The following is a 14848-nucleotide window of genomic DNA, read 5'->3' as shown; positions in this document are numbered from 1 at the left end:
GGGAGAAGTTATTTCCTGCTCCTCGGGAAATGACTGAAAAAGATGACTAAGATTTTGGCTTCTTAGGGGCTGCGAGCTTGGTTGCGCCGTGGATTAGTGCTTCCAGTGGGCCGCGGCGGAATAACCGGAACCAAATAGCAGCGAAGGCCATGGGCAAGACAATGAAGTAGACGAGCGCGAGCCAGATAGAAATCTGCCCTGAGCCAAATATCGCAAGCACCAAGAACCCAATGATGTGGCCGACATAGTAGGTCAGAGGCATCTTGCCGAGAGTGCTAAACGGCGCGAGCACGGGCGCAGCGAAGCGTTCGATCAGTGACAACAGAGCCAGAACCAGAAGTACGAAACCGATACCGCCGATGATTTCAGTAATGGAACCGGAGTGGCTGGAAGCGAATATGAGGCTGCGGGGATCATTAATACTGGTGACGCCAAAGTCGGAATAGGCAATCGTGCCGAATTGTTCCATGAGCTGGTCATCGGTTGCTTCAGCAAGGGAAGGATCCATCCCGCGGAACACGGAGATGCGCTCAGACAAGTAATTGGTAAACGTCACGAGTAAGAAGCTGATCCCATAGCCCACGATGGCTAGTGCCGCGCCCCAGATGGCAGCGAGGCGGGAAGTGAAAGCGGAATCGAGGATTAATCGACCAATCACGATGCCCGCGAGCAGGAAGGGGATCCAGGTCAGGACGGGATACATGCCATCGAAAAGCAATTGGCGCAAAGCCTGCACGGTGTCTGGCACGCTGGTGAAACTGAAAATGGTGGGGACGCCGCCAATGACCATTTCCTCACTTGTATCTGGCCAGATGGTGCGGAGCCAGAAAGACAGCAACGGGGTGATGACCGCTGTGAGAGCCGTCAGGATGGCGATGACACGAGTGGATAAGCGAAGCAAGGGGATAGCCAACAAGAAGAGCACAGCGTAAGTGCTCAAGATGACGATTGAGCCCACGCTAATCAGCGGCAGCGTGATACCAATCAAGAATAAAATGATGGCGCGGATCAGCAGATCGCGGGAGCCGGAGGCATTGATATAGCCCAAGCGTTGGTGCTCAGTAGCCGCATGGCTACGCGCAATCAGCGTGGTTGATATACCCGCGAGCACCGCAAACATGATCGCGGAACGTCCTGATACAAGGAATTCGAGGGACGCTGGAAGCGGTGCAAAGATAGCGATATGTGCCAAGAACATGCCGATGATAGCCAAGGCGCGTGCCGCATCAAGATAGGCGATTCGCTCGCGCGGAGCGCGAACAGAATGCGCGGCAGGCATTGCAGTATTGAAAGTCATGCTAGCCATTCCACTCCTTTTATCAACAGAATTAAAGAGTGCTGACGATAAACTTCGTGGTAGATCTAGCGCTACCTGCGTCGATTTCAATAACCTAACTCCACTAGATTCAGATCCGGACTCGGACGAGTAGCTGTACTTTCCCCGCAATCCTCAGGCTTAATTCTTGAGGTTCGTGGGGATATCTATTGCATCAGCAATCTCGGCGAGCGCCCAATCGAGGGTGTCATCATCGTGGGAGCCGAAGCCAAAGACGATGCCATTTTCGGCCAGGCTGCTGCCGCCCCAGTATTGGGAAAGCGCGGTGACGGAAATGCTGCGGTTAGCTAGTTCGGCGACGATGGCATCGGCAGGCTTATCGCAAATGAGTACTGCATGCAGACCGCCATGGATGGGGCGAAGCTCTGCGCCTTGAACCTGCTCAAAGGCATTGATGACTTCTGTTCTCCGACGGCGGTACACGCGCCGCAGGCGTTGCGTACGCCGACGCAAAGCCCCGGTGTTCAAGTAATTCGCCACGGCGGCCTGCGTAATGGCGCTGACCGGTTGGCCAAGTACGCCGCGCAGCTCCGCAAGCTGTGACATTAAGGCAGGTGCGGCAATGAGATAACCGCAGGAAATCTGCGGGGTCAGTACTGAGGAAAACGTGCCCAGCAATACGGTCCTTTCGGGCGCCAGGGAAGACAACGGCGGAAGCGGCATACCGACATAGCGCAGCTCAGAATCGAAGTCATCTTCAATCAGCAGCGTATTGGTGTGCTCAGCCCAGTTGATGAGCTCGGTGCGGCGCTCAGCGGGCAGCGAACTGCCATAAGGATATTGGTGGCTGGGCGTGACCAAAACGGCATCAAGATTCGTGGGCAGGTTATCAACCACCAACCCGGAAGAATCCGTGGGCAAATCTACGATGTGGTGCCCAAGAACTTGCGGGACTTGACGCAGGCTCGGATAACCAGGGGATTCCACACCAATGCGCGCCGGGCCTGGAAATGTGCGCAGCAATAGCGCAAGTCCCTCACGGGCGCCGGCGGTAACAATAATCCGGGAAGGATCCGTAATCAGCCCGCGCATCCGGCGTAGGTGCTCAGCAATCTCAATGCGCAGTTCATCAAGTCCTTGCGTAGGTCTTTGAATCGGCGGATTGGAGGCCGCAGTGCGCCAGGAAGCCCGCCATGCGGAATCAATCAAGGTGGAGGTGTCAGGCACGCCAGGATCCATATTGAGTTGCCGGGCACCCGTGCGTGGGCGCTGGCGTGGTCGAGTGCTTTGAGCTGCATTCGTCCCTAATTCTTTGGGTTTGAGCAGGTGCAAGCGCGGGTTAATTGTGGTGCCGGAGCCATGCGTGGTGACCAGGTATCCCTCAGCCGCTAATTGGTCATAAGCCGTCACCACGGTGCCGCGCGAGATGCCCAGTTGTTTGGCTAGTGCGCGGGTGCTGGGAATATGGTCACCGGGGCTTAATATTCTTCCCGCAACCAGTTCACGAATCTGATTTGTCAGCTGTGTTGGGATGGGCGTGGCCGAAGAGGTGTCAATGACCAGCGGCAACGCGGAGACTAAATCAGAACGCATAGGACAATCATTGCTTTAAAAGTGGTCCAATGCAATTTGTTAAGTATGGACCTGTTCATAAACCACTTTTGAGAGTTTGATGTCCTTCATGACACAAACACTTATTGAAGAAAATCAGAACGGCGGCATTCCGAAGCACGCAGGAACGCCTGTCAAGCGTGGCCTGGCGGAGCAGTTCATCGGCGGCGTCATCATGGACGTGGTCACGCCGGAACAAGCCAAGATCGCTGAAGCATCCGGTGCCAGCGCCGTCATGGCGTTGGAGCGTGTGCCTGCGGATATCCGTGCGCAAGGCGGTGTTGCCCGCATGAGCGACCCAGACCTCATTGAGGGAATCGTCAACGCAGTCTCCATCCCAGTCATGGCAAAGGCGCGCATTGGCCACTTCGTCGAAGCGCAGGTTTTGGAATCCCTGGGCGTGGACTTCGTTGATGAATCTGAGGTGCTCAGCCCCGCAGACTTCGCACACCACATCAATAAGTGGAAGTTCAACATTCCTTTCGTTTGTGGCGCTACGAACCTGGGCGAGGCGTTGCGCCGCGTTACTGAGGGCGCTGCGATGATCCGCTCCAAGGGCGAGGCCGGCACCGGCGATGTTTCTGAGGCCGTGCGTCACCTACGCACCATCCGCGGCGACATCAACCGCCTGCGCACTCTTGACGAGGATGAGCTCTTCGTCGCCGCCAAGGAATTCCAGGCGCCATACGATTTGGTGCGTGAGGTTGCCACCACCGGCAAGCTGCCAGTGCCAATGTTGGTCGCTGGTGGCGTATCCACGCCTGCCGATGCCGCCCTCGTCCGCCAAATGGGCGCCGAAGGTGTCTTTGTTGGCTCCGGTATCTTCAAGTCCGGCAACCCCGAAGCCCGCGCTGCTGCAATCGTCAAGGCTGCAACTCACTTTGATGATCCATCCGTCATCGCCGATGTTTCTCGTGGTCTAGGCGAGGCCATGGTCGGCATCAATGTCGCGGATCTTCCTGCACCACACCGCCTTGCTGAGCGCGGCTGGTAAGCACAACTCCTAAAATACAAGCCACACCCTCTCACGATCTAAATCGTGATGGTGTGGTTTTCGCATTTTTGGGGCAATCCCGACCCGGCAAGTTAGTTATCGAGATAAAAGGCAGAAAAAGCGCTTGGTCTCAAAAGAAACCAAGCGCTGAACGTGAGCTTTGAAGGGGTTAGAAAACCTCGATGCGGCCGCCTAGGGACTCGGCTTGCTTGAGGGTGGAGACCCAGCCATATGCGCCGGGCTTGAGGCGGAGCACGGGGCGGGAAGAAATCTTGACGGGGGAGACAGAGTTCTTGTGCGCACCGGAGCGGGCGTCCAGTCGGGTGCGGGCGCGGTAACCGGCATCTGCCAAGTGCGAGATATCGGCTGGGTCGGCAGCGAGAGCATCGCGGGCTTCAGTGAGTAGCTTGAGGGCTTCATCTAGAGCCTCGACCAGTGCGTCGGAATTGGTTTCACACATCTGGCGCACGAGCGCCGGTGAGGTGCCAGCGACGCGGGTGGCATCCTTGAAGGAGCCAGCAGCAAGCGACTGGGCAAGAATGCCGCCATTGTCGCCAACCACGGCGAGAGTCTCAGCAAAGACATGTGGCAAGTGGGAGACGCGCGCAACGGCGGCATCATGGTTGGTCACGCGTACCGGAATGGCCTCAGCGCCCACGAGCTGGATTAGCTTGGTGACATCGGAAAAGAGATCAACCCAGAATTTGCCGGGATTGTCATTTTCCACCGCATAATCAAAAGCAATCGCCCACGCGGCGCGCTTAAACAAGCCGGTGTGGGAATGATTCCAGCCAGAATCAGCGGTGCCAGCCATCGGGTGGGAGCCAACATATTGTGCTTCCAAGTTGCGCTCGCGCACCAGGCGGAGGACCTCAGACTTCACGGATACCACGTCGGTGAATCCACAGTTCGGGGCATGTTCTTGAATAGCGTCGAGGATGCTAGCCACCGCGTGCATGGGCACGGCGATGACGATCAAGGCGTTATCGGCAGCCGCACGCTGCAGCGTTGTCACTAAATCATCGGTGGCGTCGAAGCCTTCCTTGACGGCGGCGCGGGCGCCAGAGGTTGAACGGTTGAAGCCATAAACCGGTTGGCCGTGGGATGCGACATCCCGAAGGAGGGAACCACCGATAAGGCCAAGACCGATGATGCAGGTAGGGCGAAATACATCTTTTGAACTCACAGTGACAATTCTTGCACAAACCGACTAATCTCACGCATATGAGTGAAGATGACTTTGAGGGCTACTCATTTGCCGTCACCGTAGCAGTAGACGAAGGCATGTGGCATGTACGCAGCTTTAATGATCCTTTTGAGGACCCGCAACTAGCCGCCAATGCGGTGCGTCGCCTGCGCGCGGAAGGCGCGGCTTTTGCCATGCTGTGCGTGGATGATGATTATTTTGTTGTTGTTCGTCCAGTTCCGGGCGGAGCGCGCTGGTTTATTTCTGATGCGACAATGGCCGTGGATGATGACTTTGCCGCAGGCATTTTGGAAGCCGCTGGGTGTGAGATTCCGGATATTGATCCAGCAGACCTCGATGATGTGGATGGTTATGCCGACGGTGATTTCGCGATCTTCGCGGACTTAGGCGTGAGTGAAGACCAGCTGGCTGCTTACGTGGATAATAACGAGGATTATCCCTCTGACATGCTTTTGCGCATTGCGGGTGAGCTGGGCTTCGGGGATGAGCTCGAAGAAGAAATTAATTCCTAATACGGTGGGTTTATCGCAGTCCGAAGGTCGCCTGCAGGCGGAGCAGCGCATGCGACGTGCTCTGGAGGTGGCCGCCACGACGCCGGCGGGAGATATCCCCGTCGGTGCGGTGATCTATAGCCCGGATGGCCAAGAGCTGGCCACCGGCGTTAACCGCCGGGAGCAGCGTGCCGATCCGACCGCACATGCGGAGGTTGAAGCCATCAGGCAAGCGGTAGCAGTGCTTGCCGATGCCTGGCGTTTAGAAGACTGCGAACTGGTTGTCACCTTGGAGCCGTGCGCGATGTGTGCCGGGGCAGCACAGGCCGCGCGAGTGAAATCAGTAGTCTTTGGTGCCTGGGAGCCGAAGACCGGCGCATGTGGCTCGCTGGTGGACGTTTTGCGCGCGCCAGGTGCCTTGCACGCCCCCGAAGTGCGCGCCGGGGTGCTGGAAGAAGAATGCCAATCGCTCCTACGTGAGTTTTTTGTGGGCCTTCGTGAAAATAGTTCACGTCACAAATAAAAATTTAGCAGTACCATGGCGTATGTAATAGATCATCAATAAACCAAGGGAGGCCCACCATGGGTGATTTTGAGAATAAGAAGGACGATTTCGTAGGCAAGGCCAAGGAAGCATACGGCGAAGCTACTGGTGATGAGAAGACTGCCAACGAAGGCAAGGCAGATCAGGTTATCTCTGACGCTAAGGAAAAGCTGTCTGATGCTGCTGATTCCGTCAAGGATAAGGCCAACGAGTTTCTTGGCTCTTTCAAGAAGGACGACGAGAAGTAATTAGCTTTCTTTTGCGTTAATACCTTCAATCGCCCCTGCCGGCGCAGTTAAGTTTCATGCTGCCAGCAGGGGCGATTTGGTGTCTCAGATCTGCCTCAAGTATTCTTGACCGCGGTGGCGTGTCCGAGCGGCCGAAGGTTCTCGCCTCGAAAGCGAGTGTTGGGTAACCCCCAACCGAGGGTTCAAATCCCTCCGCCACCGCCAAATTTTCAAAGCCTACCCCGGGGCATTGTCTGAACTCGATTTCAGGCGATGACCCCGGGGTTCGCGCTTTCTTACTACTACCACTAAGTCCACAGTCCGCGGCTGGGTTGGCCTAGGTGATTTAACAATGGTTCGACGTTCGAACTGGGCTATGGGCGGCCGCATGCAAAGCGGTAGTGATAACAGAGTCGCGTAGAACTTGTCGCTGGTTCTGGCCACGAGCTGAACAGCCCGATGCACAGCTCTAAGGCTTCACCAGCGACCACACCGTGTTGCTACCTGTTCTCTTCTAGCCGCCGTGTTTTCCAGTTCGGAAGTCCAATAAGTGGCCCGGGCGGCATGACAGCCGGTCCGCCGAAAATAGGATTTATTGCGAATTACCCGAACGGTATTTCTTTGAGCGAGGCATAACAGTCATCGAGCTGTAGGGCGTGGTGTTCGCGATATACTGGGGCACAGCAGGCTTCTTAAAAATGCTAGATAATGTGCCGAAGATTGGGCAGTCTGACCTGTCTACTTTACGTAGTTTGCGTTATGACGATTGAAGGAGCAAGTTATGAGTCGACTCATTTGGTGGCGGGCGGCTTCAATTACAGCCTGCGTTTCGTTTCTGTCTGCCTGCGGGACAATTCCAGCAGACTCTATCGGGACCCTTGATCGGGCGCGCACAGGGGACTTAGTTGTCGGGGTTTCGGAACATCAGCCGTGGACGGAAGTCTCCGACAAAGGGGAATACTCAGGTTCGGAAGTGGAACTGATTAAAGGATTCGCGGAAAGCATTGACGCCGATGTCGAATGGTACAGCGCCCCGGAGTCCGTGCTGGCCGGAAAAATCAAAGAAGACCAACTAGATATTGTCATCGGTGGGTTAACCTCTACCTCTCCGTGGTCGACTCATATGGCGCTCACCCGTCCTTATACGAAAGTAGATGGGGAAAGCATGGTTATGGGAACTAGGCTCGGCGAGAACGAACTCATGGTTGCGTTAGAGCGCTATTTAGCGGAGGAATTTGGTGAGATTTCATGAAATTAGGAATGGCTAAACTCAAGCGACCGCGGCACGATCGACTTCCTGAGCAGCAGCAAGAGACTATGCGTAAAGCTGTGCGTATGGAACGGGTAACCATTGGTTTCGTGATAGTTACGATCGTATTGGTCGGTGCTGTGGCTGGGCAGTCCCAGGCGATGCGCAGTGCGTGGGTGGAAGACATGCTATCTCTGGTTCCTCCACTAGCATTTCTTATTGCATCCAGGGTTGTTCGAATAGCATCGAATCGGCGCCAACCCTATGGCTATCATCGTGCAATAGCGATTGGCCATCAAGCAGCAGCGCTGGCCCTGCTGGTTATGGGCGGGTTGCTGGTCTTTGAATCGATTTCAGCTTTGATAAAGCAGGAAAAACCCCCGATCGGAGTGGTTGTCCTCTTCGGGCAGGACATTTGGATGGGGTGGTTGATGATTGTCGTCATGGCCATCTCCGCTATCCCCATGGTCATCCTCGGCCGAATCAAGCTCCGATTGGCTAAAGAATTACACGATAAACTGCTTTATGCTGATGCGGATATGGCGAAAGCCGACTGGGGAACCGCAGCTGCCACCATTATCGGCGTACTCGGGATTGGACTTGGCTTCTGGTGGGCTGACTCTATTGCCGCATTCGTAATTTCAGTGTCCATCGTCAAAGACGGAATTACCAACATTAGGGCAACCGTAACTGGCCTGAGCGATGCACAAGCCACCCGTTACGATGACTCAGCTGCACACCCGCTCACCACAGATGTTGAAAAACGCGCACGGGAGACCGCATGGGTCTTACAAGCCCGGGCACGCGTACGCGAACAGGGACATATTTTCCATACAGAATTGTTTGTTGTCCCAGTAGAGGGCTATGTGCCGTCCCCGGCAGAAACTGCGGATTTGCACAAGCGAATTGAAAAATTGGACTGGAAACTGCAAGACACGGTCATAGCAGTCGTTGAAGAGCTAGACGCAGAACAAGTGCCGCCCTCGTCTGAAGCCCAAGTCGAGGCATCATCCGAGAGCGGTACTTGATAAATTGTCAGACTTTAAGGTGTTGGTGATCCACCGGTGACGCCGAGGGTTTCACCGACTACGTAGCTTGCTTCGTCCGAAGCTAGGAATACGTAGGCACCGGCGAGCTCTACTGGGTGCCCAGCGCGTCCGATTGGTGCGTGCTGGCCAAAGCCCTCAATCTTTTCTTGTGGCTGGCCATGGCTTGGTTGCAACGGTGTCCAGAATGGACCTGGCGCCACGGCGTTTACTCGAATACCTTGACCGATGAGACTGGTAGCCAATCCCTTCGATAGGTTGTTCATCGCGGCTTTAGTCATGGCGTAATCCAACAGTGTTTCTGAAGGCTGGTAGGCCTGGACTGAAGAAGTAAAGATGATGGCTGATCCTGGCTGCAGGTGAGGAATCGCAGCTTTGGTGACGCGGAAAGTTCCGTACAGATTGACCTGCATGGTTTTATCAAATTCATCGTCGTCGATATTTGTCAGCCCTTCTGCCCACACCTGGCGTGAAGCATTATTGACCAAAATATCTAAGCCGCCGAGGGCCTCGACGGTTTTTTCTACCAGCGTGCGGCAGTATTCAGCGTCTTTCAGGTCTCCAGGGAAAGCAAACGCTTTCTGGCCCGCATCTTCAATAGCTTGGATGACGCGGTCGGCATCAGGTTGTTCTTCAGGAAGGTATGCGATGGCGACATCTGCGCCTTCGCGGGCGTATGCGATCGCCACGGCTGCGCCAATACCGGAATCTCCTCCGGTAATTAAAGCCTTGCGGCCTTGAAGCCTGCCGCTACCTTTATAGCTGTCGAGGCCGACGTCAGCTTGTGGAGATAGTTCAACGTCAAGGCCTGGTTCCGGTTGGGTTTGTTTTTCTGGGTCAACGGTTGGATATAGCGTGCGTGGATCTTGTGGCATTGTGTTTACCTCTTTCCGCGAACGAATCTTTGGCCACCTTCCAGCATAGGGACATTAGGGGAGATTTTCGATGGCGTCTTTCTCGCCTTGCGGCCATACGACGTTGGTGGCTAGGGGGATTTGATGGGATGCGCTTTCTAGAATGTGCATGAAATATCCCGCCGTATTAGGAATAGCGATGATGTCACCGGGCGCAACGCCGCGCGGGAAGCGAATGCGTCGGCGTAAAATTAGCTCATCTTCAATGCAATAAGCACCCACCAGATACGCTTCGAGCTCTTCCCCGTCGACGTCGACATTGTTGGTATCACTGTCAGTGATGTGTAGTGGATCAATAAGGTAATCGTCGGATGTCGTCCGGCACTGCGTACGGTTCATAGCCACACCTACCAGAGGTAAACCGTCACTGCGGGTTTTCACAAAGGCAACTTCGGTCAGGATGAGTCCACACCCATCAAGCAAGCTTCGACCAGGTTCCAGGTGCAGACGTAGCCCACGGTCGATGAGCATCTGCGCAACACCGTCGGAGAGTACGTCTTTCAACCACGCTCCACGAATCGGGGATTGGTGGAAAGGATAGGTGTTGGAGAGGGGATCAGCTTTCCATGTGAAAGGGTCGGCATAACCATCCAGCACAGCAGCGCGTGCGTCCTGGTAGCGCGCCCACTGCTCAGCGGAATCGATGTAGCTCATCGGCACGCCGCCGCCGAGATCAATGAAGTGGGGAGTATGCCCGCACGCGCGCAGAGTATCAATGAGTTCGCAACACTCCCGAAGAGCCGTAGCACGATCTGCTGCGGCGTAGCCATGGAGGTGGACATGCAAGCCGACGACATTGACACTAGGAGTTGGAACAGAGAGATGCTCCGCCCACTGCGCAGATCTTTCACCAAAGCGCGTCGGCGGCAGCAAAGAAGGATCAGGAGCCACACGTGGAGCAACCAAGGCGGCTTGGTCGCCAGCTAAAGCGGCAATTCGATCAAATTCGGCCCGTGAATCTGCAGAGATAACCACACCATTGGAAATAGCCAGCTGCAAGAGACGATCTGGCTTAATCGCTGCGGACAAGATGATACGCTCACCTGCTACCCCACGTTCCAGAACCTGTGTGAGTTCACGCTCGCTGGCTACGTCTACGCCATGGCCTGCATCGCGCACCGCGTCGACGAAAGTCAGTGCTTTATTAGCCTTGCGAGCAAAGAAAATCTGGGTGTCAACACCCATCTGCTTTCCGGCGTTTACCAGTTCGTCAATATTGCGAGGAAGAGCACCTGCATGCAAGACGTTGACGGGACTTCCGAACTCTCGCACTAGGTCGCGACATGCAGCGGGAGCAGCCGCTAGTTCTTGAGCCCAAGGCTCGATACGAGCGGTGAGCGGTGGGATGCCATGAGCGTGACGGGGAGTAGTACTCGCACTGTTGATCACACGTTGAGCCCAGCGTGGAATGATGCGGTGCAGGGTGCGTGATAACGTGTCGTTTCCCAACACGACGTCTTCGGTCATTCGTCCTACCGCAGCTAAATGCTGCTGCCCTACGACAGTGCCGTCAGGATCTACATCTAATCCTCTCGTCCCTGGACGAATGTGCGCGTGGCCTTGCTCAACCAGGTGACTAATTAAAGTTCCAGGAACAACCCCAGGCGGTGGTATCACAGCATCGATAACCACGGTGATATCGAGCTCTCGGACAAGGTCTGCCAGGGGTTCGTCTCCGCGGCCCAAATGGGAAATATCGACAGTACCTTTTTCGACGAGATCGTTGAGGTAAGAAGCACTTTCGGGCGGTGGGCCAAATGCTACCCGTTCCATTTCACGCGCTAACTCTGCAAATCCAACTAAACTGTCGCGACCTTCGTAAGAAGCACGTTCTACAATGCTGGGATACATGTCGCGCCAAGCAACGCCTAACCCCCATGCATCATCGTCTATGCCAGCGTGCTGCTGAACTTGTTGGGAAACCTCGTCAAGCACCGCTCGAAGGGCGGACAAGTCCTTTACTTCGCGGATTTTCTTAGACCCCGCGTCCAAAATATCGCTCAGGTCAAGGCCTGCGGTATCGGGCTTAACGGTCATTAGCTGGCCAGTACGGGTGACAGGAATAAACACAGCCGGATGACATGCGCGGGTGATATCGATGAAAGTCAGCGCTGCGCCACGCACCAAGACCCGATCCTGAAGCCCGATACTTTCCAAGTTACTTGCCGGATAAGGCGAAGAAATGAGTCGAACATTTTTAGGGATATTAGCGGGAGATAGTGCCCCAGGCCAGCTCAAGGCGTGACCGGTAGCAAGCAGGACTTCATCGAAGCGCTCACCGTGGATAGTCCAGCGGCCGTTGGACTCCGCAGCCGGTGCAAGCTCTTCCACGTGGGTGGTGTGTTCTGTTAGCTTGCAACCCCGGGGAAGATGCTGTTTCAACGCAGCCCAAGAATCCGAGAGGAATTCACCCACCATCCGGCGAGGGGGATATTCCGTTTCCACACCGCGATCACGCAGCCAGTCATCGAATTTTCCTAGCTGAGTACGGATGATAGATGAGCGAACATTAACCAGCCATTCTTCGGGCTGAGTGACATCATAAGCTAACCCACGCCCGTCATCGTATACGTGGAGATCCACGTCGGCTGACCGTTGTCGTGCAAGCTCAAGTAGTTCCTCGGCGGCCCACAAGCCGCGGGGTCCACCACCGATGATTGCCACCTTCATTACAGATTTTCCTCCACCCATTCGTCGTTATAGATTGTGTCCATATAACGCGTTCCATCGTCGTGCACGATAACCACAACATCACTGCCAGCCGGGATGTCCGCACTTAGCTTTTCCACTGCGGCGATGACAGCTCCTCCGGACGCGCCGGGCAAGATGGCCTCAGTTCTTACCAGTTTTCGGGCAGCTTCGACGGAGGCGCGGTCATCAATACGTAGGACACGGTGCGGGGAAATTTTCTTGGACAGTTCTGGTACCATGCCTGCGCCAAACCCCGGAAGATGGCGGGTGCCGGGGTGTCCATCGAAAAGAACTGAACCTTCCGCATCCACTGCAGTGACTTGGGTGTCTAAGCTGTGAGCGGCTACATGTTGTAGACATCCGCCGATGGTGCCCGTGGTGCTTACTGCCACCAGTAGATGATCCGGTGCGTGCCCTAATTGGTTAACGATTTCTGTCATCGTGCCTTCGTCGTGTGCTACGAAGGCAGCTGTATTGGAATACTGATCTAGACACGTGGCATCCGGCATCTGCGCAAGGAGCTCTGCTACCCGGGCCCGACGCGCAACCAACCAATCCCCAGTATCAGGATCTGGTTCGGTGATTTGATGAACTACGGTGCCAAGCGCTTTCATGTGCGCGATGGTGGTGCGGTTCGCGCGTGGATCGACGACACAGTGGAAAGTCCAGTCCCCGAGCACGGCTTCGCGTGACAGCGCGATACCGAGATTGCCGGAACTGGATTCGACGACAGTGTCGCCGGGTTTTAACTGGCTCGCAGTGACCATAGCGTGAGCCGTTCGGTCTTTAGCGCTACCCCCGGGATTGTAAGCTTCGAGTTTCGCCCACAAGTTGAAGTTCCAATTGCGAGCAAGCCTATCGAGCCGAACCAGCGGAGTGTTGCCGATAGCGTCAGCTATTGTGCGACCGGAGCTATTGTTCATGAGCTGAGTCTACCGGTTTTATGAGCGCGGGATCAGCACCGGAAAAGAATATGCACCTGTGCTTCCGTGACTTGAGCGCAAGTGGTCATGTCCACATAAGTCTCGATGAAGTTGAGGAGACTTACACACGTTGAGAGTACTGAAGGTGAGAGTTGAGATCACACAGCGTTTCCGGAGAGATGGCCGCGTTTTATTGAGCCTTTAACTGGCGAATGTAATGAAAGAACAGAGAGTGTCTAATGGTTTGTGTGTGAGGGGTTTCCCTTACATGAAGGAGATAAACCATAATGGATTCTGTGGCGAAACGAGACCCGGAAGATTCCGCGAAGATCAAAGCAATCGAGCAAAAGCTGCTGGCGAACCCGGAGATAGCCAAGCTTATTGACGAGCTCGGCTCAACAGCAACGGATGCTAATGATTTAGTGCGTGGCTTGTTGCAGGCCTCGGTCACTCGCGGCCTGGAAGCGGAAATGGATGCTCACCTGGGGTATTCCAAAGGCGATCGTGAGGCTAAAGCGGCCGGTGGCGGCGATAATTACCGCAATGGTTCCTATGTCAAAAAGGTTGATTCGAACTATGGTCCGGTTGATGTCACTGTGCCTAGGGATCGTGAAGGCACGTTTTTGCCTACTATGGTGCCGAAAGGCTCTCGGCGGCTGACTGATGTTGATGACATGATCATCAGTTTGTATGCCGGGGGTATGACCGTTCGTGATATTCAGCATCATATGGCCACAGCCATGAAAGTTGATATCTCCCATGAGACAGTTTCAGCAGTCACGGATGCTGTCTTAGATGAGGTCATGATGTGGCAGAACCGGCAGTTAGACGAGTTCTACCCGGTGATATTTCTTGATGCGCTACGAATTAAAGTCCGTGACGGTGGGCGCGTGGTCAATAAGTCCGCGTATTTGGCCATCGGGGTGGATATGGACGGTATCAAACACATCCTGGGCATCTGGTTGGCGAAAGAAGAAGGCGCATCCTTTTGGGCACATGTATGCGCAAACTTAGCTAGCCGCGGTATCCAGGACGTGTTCATCGTCTGCTGCGATGGTTTGAAGGGTTTGCCGGAAGCTGTCGAAGCGACCTGGCCGGATTCGATGGTGCAGACCTGTGTCGTGCACCTGATTCGGGCTGCGAATCGGTGGGTGGCTTATGGCGACCGTAAGGCGGTATCTGCGGCATTAAAGAAGGTCTACACTGCCCCAGATGAGTCAACCGCGCGCGCAGCGTTGGATGAATTCGCCGAATCAGAATTGGGCCAGAAATATCCGCAATCAGTGAAAGTCTGGTCCGATGCGTGGGAGCGGTTCGTGCCGTTTCTGCAGTTCCCACCCATGGCCAGAAAGGTCATCTATACGACTAATTCCATTGAGTCGATGAATAACGAGCTGCGTAAAGCCACTCGCAACCGCGTGCAGTTTACCAATGATGATTCCGCGATTAAGACGCTGTGGTTGATGATCTGCAATATCGAAGATAAACGCGCGGCCAAACGAGCTAAAGAAGGTCGAAAAGCCGCCGCGACCAGCGGAAGACTCATCGAAGGCAGGAAAGTCACCAACTGGAAACAAGCCATCAACCAAATGGCCGTGGCCTATCCCGAACGCTTTACGAACTACCTATAAACACTCAGACCGAAAGCCCCACACACAAAATACTTGACACGCTC

Annotated in this window: 13 protein-coding genes and 1 tRNA gene; 8 read left to right on the top strand and 6 right to left on the bottom strand. The window is 55.0% G+C overall.

Annotation, left to right across the window (positions count from 1 at the left end; translation table 11 throughout):
- Window positions 1-46: 46 nt before the first annotated feature.
- Window positions 47-1297 (bottom strand): DUF418 domain-containing protein, encoded by a 1251-nt coding sequence (locus tag ACG98I_RS12975; RefSeq protein WP_394721000.1) that lies wholly within the window; start codon window positions 1295-1297, stop codon window positions 47-49.
- A 159-nt stretch (window positions 1298-1456) separates the two neighbouring features.
- The gene (locus ACG98I_RS12970; protein WP_394720999.1) at window positions 1457-2869 is read right to left on the bottom strand and encodes a PLP-dependent aminotransferase family protein; all 1413 of its coding nucleotides are present in this window, start codon (window positions 2867-2869) and stop codon (window positions 1457-1459) included.
- Between the two features lie 88 nt (window positions 2870-2957).
- Here ACG98I_RS12970 and pdxS point away from each other — a divergent pair, with 88 nt between their 5' ends.
- Complete coding sequence (gene pdxS / locus ACG98I_RS12965; RefSeq protein ID WP_394720998.1) at window positions 2958-3881, top strand: pyridoxal 5'-phosphate synthase lyase subunit PdxS; 924 nt, start codon at window positions 2958-2960, stop codon at window positions 3879-3881.
- Window positions 3882-4050: 169 nt separating this feature from the next.
- Here the strand turns inward: pdxS and ACG98I_RS12960 are convergent, their stop codons facing one another.
- On the bottom strand, window positions 4051-5067 hold the full coding sequence (locus ACG98I_RS12960) for a prephenate dehydrogenase (protein WP_394720996.1): 1017 nt from the start codon (window positions 5065-5067) through the stop codon (window positions 4051-4053).
- A 38-nt stretch (window positions 5068-5105) separates the two neighbouring features.
- Between ACG98I_RS12960 and ACG98I_RS12955 the strand changes: the two genes are divergently transcribed.
- The 6 genes from ACG98I_RS12955 (at window position 5106) to ACG98I_RS12930 (ending at window position 8627) form a co-directional block, all read left to right on the top strand.
- Window positions 5106-5600: a tRNA adenosine deaminase-associated protein gene (locus ACG98I_RS12955; RefSeq protein ID WP_394720995.1), complete on the top strand. Its 495-nt coding sequence runs from the start codon at window positions 5106-5108 to the stop codon at window positions 5598-5600.
- Window positions 5601-5649: 49 nt separating this feature from the next.
- Entirely contained in the window at window positions 5650-6102 is a 453-nt protein-coding gene (locus ACG98I_RS12950) for a nucleoside deaminase (protein WP_394721020.1), read from the top strand.
- A 59-nt stretch (window positions 6103-6161) separates the two neighbouring features.
- Entirely contained in the window at window positions 6162-6371 is a 210-nt protein-coding gene (locus tag ACG98I_RS12945) for a CsbD family protein (protein WP_394720994.1), read from the top strand.
- Between the two features lie 113 nt (window positions 6372-6484).
- A tRNA-Ser gene (locus ACG98I_RS12940) sits at window positions 6485-6575 on the top strand.
- A gap of 556 nt (window positions 6576-7131) precedes the next feature.
- Window positions 7132-7602, top strand: a complete 471-nt coding sequence (locus ACG98I_RS12935; protein ID WP_394720993.1) for a transporter substrate-binding domain-containing protein — start codon at window positions 7132-7134, stop codon at window positions 7600-7602.
- Window positions 7599-8627, top strand: a complete 1029-nt coding sequence (locus ACG98I_RS12930; protein WP_394720992.1) for a cation transporter — start codon at window positions 7599-7601, stop codon at window positions 8625-8627. The genes ACG98I_RS12935 and ACG98I_RS12930 overlap by 4 nt, the downstream gene beginning before the upstream one ends.
- 14 nt (window positions 8628-8641) lie before the next feature.
- Here ACG98I_RS12930 and ACG98I_RS12925 read toward each other — a convergent pair whose 3' ends face one another.
- Genes ACG98I_RS12925 through ACG98I_RS12915 form a run of 3 tightly spaced genes read right to left on the bottom strand, consistent with a single transcriptional unit; the run spans window position 8642 to window position 13173 of the window.
- Entirely contained in the window at window positions 8642-9520 is an 879-nt protein-coding gene (locus ACG98I_RS12925) for an SDR family oxidoreductase (RefSeq protein WP_066840158.1), read from the bottom strand.
- 54 nt (window positions 9521-9574) lie between these two features.
- Window positions 9575-12250, bottom strand: a complete 2676-nt coding sequence (locus ACG98I_RS12920) for an FAD/NAD(P)-binding protein (RefSeq protein WP_394720991.1) — start codon at window positions 12248-12250, stop codon at window positions 9575-9577.
- Window positions 12229-13173: a pyridoxal-phosphate dependent enzyme gene (locus ACG98I_RS12915; protein WP_394720990.1), complete on the bottom strand. Its 945-nt coding sequence runs from the start codon at window positions 13171-13173 to the stop codon at window positions 12229-12231. Before ACG98I_RS12915 ends, ACG98I_RS12920 begins: the two co-directional genes overlap by 22 nt.
- A 287-nt stretch (window positions 13174-13460) precedes the next feature.
- On the opposite strand from ACG98I_RS12915, the gene ACG98I_RS12910 reads away from it, so the two are divergent.
- Entirely contained in the window at window positions 13461-14804 is a 1344-nt protein-coding gene (locus ACG98I_RS12910; protein ID WP_394719581.1) for an IS256 family transposase, read from the top strand.
- Window positions 14805-14848 lie beyond the last annotated feature (44 nt).

This window comes from Corynebacterium sp. L4757 (genome assembly GCF_043673995.1).
Classification (GTDB): domain Bacteria; phylum Actinomycetota; class Actinomycetes; order Mycobacteriales; family Mycobacteriaceae; genus Corynebacterium.
Note: the sequence above shows the minus strand (reverse complement) of the source record. Positions and strands in the feature narration are given on the sequence as shown.

Excerpts from the sequence above, each read along its gene's own strand:
- ACG98I_RS12975 (WP_394721000.1), bottom strand. The coding sequence starts at position 1,297 with ATGACTTTCAATACTGCAATGCCTGCCGCGCATTCTGTTCGCGCTCCG.
- ACG98I_RS12970 (WP_394720999.1), bottom strand. The coding sequence starts at position 2,869 with ATGCGTTCTGATTTAGTCTCCGCGTTGCCGCTGGTCATTGACACCTCT.
- pdxS (WP_394720998.1), top strand. The coding sequence starts at position 2,958 with ATGACACAAACACTTATTGAAGAAAATCAGAACGGCGGCATTCCGAAG.
- ACG98I_RS12955 (WP_394720995.1), top strand. The coding sequence starts at position 5,106 with ATGAGTGAAGATGACTTTGAGGGCTACTCATTTGCCGTCACCGTAGCA.
- ACG98I_RS12950 (WP_394721020.1), top strand. The coding sequence starts at position 5,650 with ATGCGACGTGCTCTGGAGGTGGCCGCCACGACGCCGGCGGGAGATATC.
- ACG98I_RS12945 (WP_394720994.1), top strand. The coding sequence starts at position 6,162 with ATGGGTGATTTTGAGAATAAGAAGGACGATTTCGTAGGCAAGGCCAAG.
- ACG98I_RS12935 (WP_394720993.1), top strand. The coding sequence starts at position 7,132 with ATGAGTCGACTCATTTGGTGGCGGGCGGCTTCAATTACAGCCTGCGTT.
- ACG98I_RS12930 (WP_394720992.1), top strand. The coding sequence starts at position 7,599 with ATGAAATTAGGAATGGCTAAACTCAAGCGACCGCGGCACGATCGACTT.
- ACG98I_RS12925 (WP_066840158.1), bottom strand. The coding sequence starts at position 9,520 with ATGCCACAAGATCCACGCACGCTATATCCAACCGTTGACCCAGAAAAA.
- ACG98I_RS12920 (WP_394720991.1), bottom strand. The coding sequence starts at position 12,250 with ATGGGTGGAGGAAAATCTGTAATGAAGGTGGCAATCATCGGTGGTGGA.
- ACG98I_RS12915 (WP_394720990.1), bottom strand. The coding sequence starts at position 13,173 with ATGAACAATAGCTCCGGTCGCACAATAGCTGACGCTATCGGCAACACT.
- ACG98I_RS12910 (WP_394719581.1), top strand. The coding sequence starts at position 13,461 with ATGGATTCTGTGGCGAAACGAGACCCGGAAGATTCCGCGAAGATCAAA.